Below are 4,562 nucleotides of genomic sequence, written 5' to 3'. Positions count from 1 at the left end.
AGATCGCGCGCAACATCCAGCATGCGGCCGGCGGCACCAGCGAAGTCTCCAGCAACATTGTCGGCGTCTCCACCGCGTCGGCCGAAGCGGGCGCCGCGGCGAACGAAGTGCTGAGCGCCTCCGACGCGCTGCGGCGCGAAGCCGACATGCTGCGCGGAGAGATCGACGCATTCCTCAACAACATGCGGGCGGCGTAAGGACTCCGGCGACACGGGGACTCCGCTCCCTCTCCCGCTTGCGGGGGAGGGTCGGGGTGGGGGTGCCTCCGCATCGGGAGCATTTGAGGGCACGCAGAGAGTATCCCCGCGCGGAGAGAGCCCCCACCCGGCGCTTCGCGCCGACCTCCCCCGCAAGCGGGAGCGATAACCGAGTTCGGAGCGCGAGCGTCCCACATCACGGAAAAACGCCGGCAGGTATGACGGCCATGCGGAGACCACGGCCCGCCCTTTTTCGGCTGGCGCCCCGCCCGCGCTCGGTTTAAGCCGGTAGCATGAACGCAAAAACCGACATCGTGCAGTCCTCGGCCGAGGCCCTGCGCTACCCCTGGGAACAGCATCCTGGTCACGAAGAGATCGTCGAGGTGCGTCCCGGCGTGTTGTGGGCACGGCTGAAGCTGCCGTTTCGCCTCAACCACGTGAACGTCTACCTGCTCGCCGACGGCGACGGCTATGCCATGGTGGATACCGGCTTCGGCAACGAAGAGACGATCGAGGCCTGGACCAAGCTGTTCGACGGGCCGCTGAAGGGCGTCACCATCACGCGCCTGATCGTCACCCACTCCCACCCCGACCATGTCGGACTTGCGGGCTGGGTCGTCGAGCGGTTCAACTGCCCGCTGGTGATGTCGCAGGTCGAATATCTGCAATCGGTCTATCACCAGAACCGCGGCACCGCGGAACGGCAGGAGGCGCAGCGGCTGTTCTTCCGTCACCATGGCATGGACGAGTCGCTCACCGAAAAGCTGCTGGGCCGCGGCCAGGATTATCTCAAGCGCGTCTCGGTGCTGCCGCCCTCCTACCGCCGCATCTCCCACGGCGACGACGTCGTGATCGGCACGCGCCGCTTCAAGGTGATCACCGGTGGCGGTCACGCGCTCGACCAGGTGATGCTGTATTGCGCCGACGACAAGCTGTTCCTCTCCGCCGACCAGGTGCTGAGCAAGATCTCGCCCAATGTCAGCGTCTGGGCGGTCGAGCCCGACCAGAACTCGCTCGGCGAGTATCTGGCCTCGCTCGCCAGCCTCACCACGACCCTGCCCTACGACGTGCTGGTGCTGCCCGGCCACGGCGTGCCGTTCTACGGACTTAAGACCCGCATCAAGCAGCTCGCCGACCACCATGAAGAGCGCTGCCGCCTGATCGCGGAAGCCTGCCGCGAGGTGCCGCAGACCTCGCGCGCCTTGGTGCCGGTCGTGTTCAACAAGCATGTGCTCGACGAGCACCAGATGGGCTTTGCCGCCGGCGAGCTGGTCGCGCACGTCAACTACATGATCGTCGAGGGCCGGCTGACGGCGGAGGCGAAGAACGGCGTGCTGCAGTTCCGGACGACGTGAGCTAAGGCGTCGGCGCGACCGGCTGCGCAATCATGGACGAAGCGCGCGCCTTGGACAAAATGTCCATGGCAGCAGCCGGGGTCCGTGCCTTCCCTGCAGCCTCGGCCCCCGCGGGCAGGCCCGTGTTAGGCGTTTGATCCACATCAACTATCGCCGGCGATACGCCGCTATCAGTAGACCCGCGCGCCCCGTGACAAATGTGTGCGGGCGCATGGACATTGGAGCTGGAAAAGCTCTAAAAATGAGCGGCCGCCGTGGCCGGGTTCCGTTGCAGGTTTTGCCGATGGATTACAACCAGTTCTTCGATTCCGCCCTCGATCGTCTCCACGCCGAGCGGCGCTACCGCGTGTTCGCGGACCTCGAGCGGACGGCCGGCAGATTCCCGCACGCGGTCTGGCACTCGCCCAAGGGCAAGCGCGACGTCGTGATCTGGTGCTCCAACGATTATCTCGGCATGGGCCAGCACCCGAAGGTGGTCGGCGCCATGGTCGAGACCGCAACGCGCGTCGGCACCGGTGCCGGCGGCACCCGCAACATCGCCGGCACGCATCATCCGCTGGTCCAGCTCGAGGCCGAGCTTGCCGATCTCCACGGCAAGGAAGCCGCGCTGCTGTTCACCTCGGGCTATGTCTCGAACCAGACCGGCATCCCGACCATCGCAAAGCTCATTCCGAACTGTCTCATTCTCTCGGACGAGCTCAACCACAATTCGATGATCGAGGGCATCCGCCAGTCGGGCTGCGAGCGGGTCGTGTTTCGCCACAACGATCTTGCGCATCTCGAGGCGCTGCTGAAGGCGGCCGACCCGAACCGTCCGAAGCTGATCGTCTGCGAGAGCCTCTATTCCATGGACGGCGACGTCGCCCCGCTCGCCAAGATCTGCGATCTCGCCGAGAAGTACAAAGCGATGACCTATGTCGACGAGGTCCACGCCGTCGGCATGTACGGTCCGCGCGGCGGCGGCATCGCCGAGCGTGACGGCGTCATGCATCGCATCGACATTCTGGAAGGCACGCTGGCGAAAGCGTTCGGCTGCCTCGGCGGCTACATCGCCGCCAACGGCCAGATCATCGATGCCGTGCGCTCCTATGCACCGGGCTTCATCTTCACGACCGCGCTGCCGCCGGCGATCTGCTCGGCTGCGACCGCCGCGATCAAGCATCTGAAGACCTCGAACTGGGAGCGCGAGCGCCACCAGGACCGTGCCGCCCGCGTCAAGGCGATCCTCAACGCCGCCGGCCTGCCTGTCATGTCGAGCGACACCCACATCGTGCCGCTGTTCGTCGGCGATCCCGAGAAGTGCAAGCAGGCGTCCGACCTCCTGCTCGAAGAGCACGGCGTCTACATCCAGCCGATCAACTATCCGACGGTCGCCAAGGGCAGCGAACGGCTGCGCATCACGCCCTCGCCCTATCACGACGACGGCCTGATCGATCAGCTCGCCGAAGCCCTGCTGCAGGTGTGGGACCGCCTCGGCCTGCCGCTGCGCGAGAAGTCGCTGGCGGCGGAGTAGGCTTTCCTTACCCTCCCCTGAGGGGGCCTGGAGGGGGGAGGGCAAGTGCCAACGCCGCTCGCCCCGAGCTTAACGACAACCCCAGTTCCCGCCCTCGGCCGGCATTTCGCTGTCGCCTCCACCCCTCCAACGCGCTAGATTTACAGGGAAAATGAGCTTGGGCGCCGGTCAGCGCCCTGGGAGAAGCGCGCTCGCCATGCTGCACGATTGGGGCGTGATCGCCGCCGCCTTCGGCTATATCGGCTTCCTGTTCCTGGTGGCGAGCCATGGCGACCGCCGCTCGCCGGCCGGACGCGGCCGTGCCTCCGGCTGGATCTATCCGCTGTCGCTGGCGATCTACTGCACCTCCTGGACCTTCTTCGGCTCGGTCGGCTTCGCCACCCGCACCTCGACCGACTTCCTCGCCATCTATGTCGGCCCGATCCTGATGATCGGGCTCGGCGCGGGCGTCTTGCGTCGCGTGATCCAGCTGGCGAAAGCCCACAACATCACCTCGATCGCTGATTTCATCGGCGCGCGCTACGGCAAGAGCCAGGCGGTGGCGGCGACCGTCGCGCTGATCGCGATCATCGGCTCGGTGCCCTACATCGCGCTCCAGCTCAAGGCGGTCGCCTCCTCGCTCGCAACGATCCTGAGCGAGGACCAGGCCTTCTCCCACATCCCGATCATCGGCGACATGGCGCTGATGGTGACGCTGGCGATGGCCGCCTTCGCGGTGCTGTTCGGCACGCGGCAGACCGACGCCACCGAGCACCAGCACGGCCTCATGCTGGCGGTCGCGACCGAATCCATCATCAAGCTGGTTGCCTTCCTCGCCGCCGGCATCTTCGTCACCTTCTGGATGTTCTCGCCGCAGGAACTGATCGAGCGCGCCATGAAGACGCCGGAGGCGGTGCGCACCATCAACTATTCGCCGTCAATCGGCAACTTCCTCACGATGACGCTGCTGTCACTGTGCGCGATCATGCTGCTGCCGCGCCAGTTCCACGTCAGTGTGGTGGAGAACTCCAGCGATGCCGAAGTCGGCCGCGCACGCTGGCTGTTCCCGCTCTACCTCATCGCCATCAACCTGTTCGTCATCCCGATCGCGCTCGCCGGCCTCGTCAGCTTCCCGTTCGGCGCGGCCGACCCTGACATGTACGTGCTGGCGTTGCCGATGGAGGGAGGTGCGGATCTGCTCAGCGTCGCCATCTTCGTCGGCGGCCTGTCGGCGGCAACCGCGATGGTGATCGTCGAATGCGTCGCGCTCTCCATCATGGTCTCGAACGACCTCGTGGTGCCCCTGGTGCTGCAACGACGGCCTGAGGGGCGCACCGGCGGCGCCGATTTCAGCGACTTCCTGCTGCGCTCGCGGCGGCTCGCGATCTTCGCCATCATGGTGATGGCCTATTTCTACTACCGCGCGCTCGGCAATACCCAGCTTGTGGCGATCGGCCTGCTCTCCTTTGCCGCCATCGCCCAGCTCGCGCCGAGCTTCTTCGGCGGGCTGCTGTGGCG

3 protein-coding genes and 1 pseudogene are annotated in these 4,562 nt (G+C 66.1%); all 4 read left to right on the top strand.

Going from position 1 to position 4,562, the window contains the following annotated elements; translation table 11 throughout:
- Window positions 1-197, top strand: a 197-nt coding sequence (locus tag MOV75_RS28315) for a hypothetical protein (protein ID WP_247006991.1), incomplete at its 5' end; no start/stop codon positions are given.
- Window positions 198-490: 293 nt separating this feature from the next.
- Window positions 491-1,552, top strand: a complete 1,062-nt coding sequence (locus MOV75_RS28310; RefSeq protein WP_246919061.1) for an MBL fold metallo-hydrolase — start codon at window positions 491-493, stop codon at window positions 1,550-1,552.
- 283 nt (window positions 1,553-1,835) lie between these two features.
- The gene (gene hemA / locus MOV75_RS28305; RefSeq protein ID WP_246919077.1) at window positions 1,836-3,065 is read left to right on the top strand and encodes a 5-aminolevulinate synthase; all 1,230 of its coding nucleotides are present in this window, start codon (window positions 1,836-1,838) and stop codon (window positions 3,063-3,065) included.
- 196 nt (window positions 3,066-3,261) lie between these two features.
- Window positions 3,262-4,562: pseudogene (locus tag MOV75_RS28300) on the top strand (hybrid sensor histidine kinase/response regulator); the annotation flags it as partial.

It is taken from the genome of Bradyrhizobium sp. PRIMUS42 (genome assembly GCF_023006515.1).
GTDB lineage: Bacteria > Pseudomonadota > Alphaproteobacteria > Rhizobiales > Xanthobacteraceae > Bradyrhizobium.
Note: the sequence above shows the minus strand (reverse complement) of the source record. Positions and strands in the feature narration are given on the sequence as shown.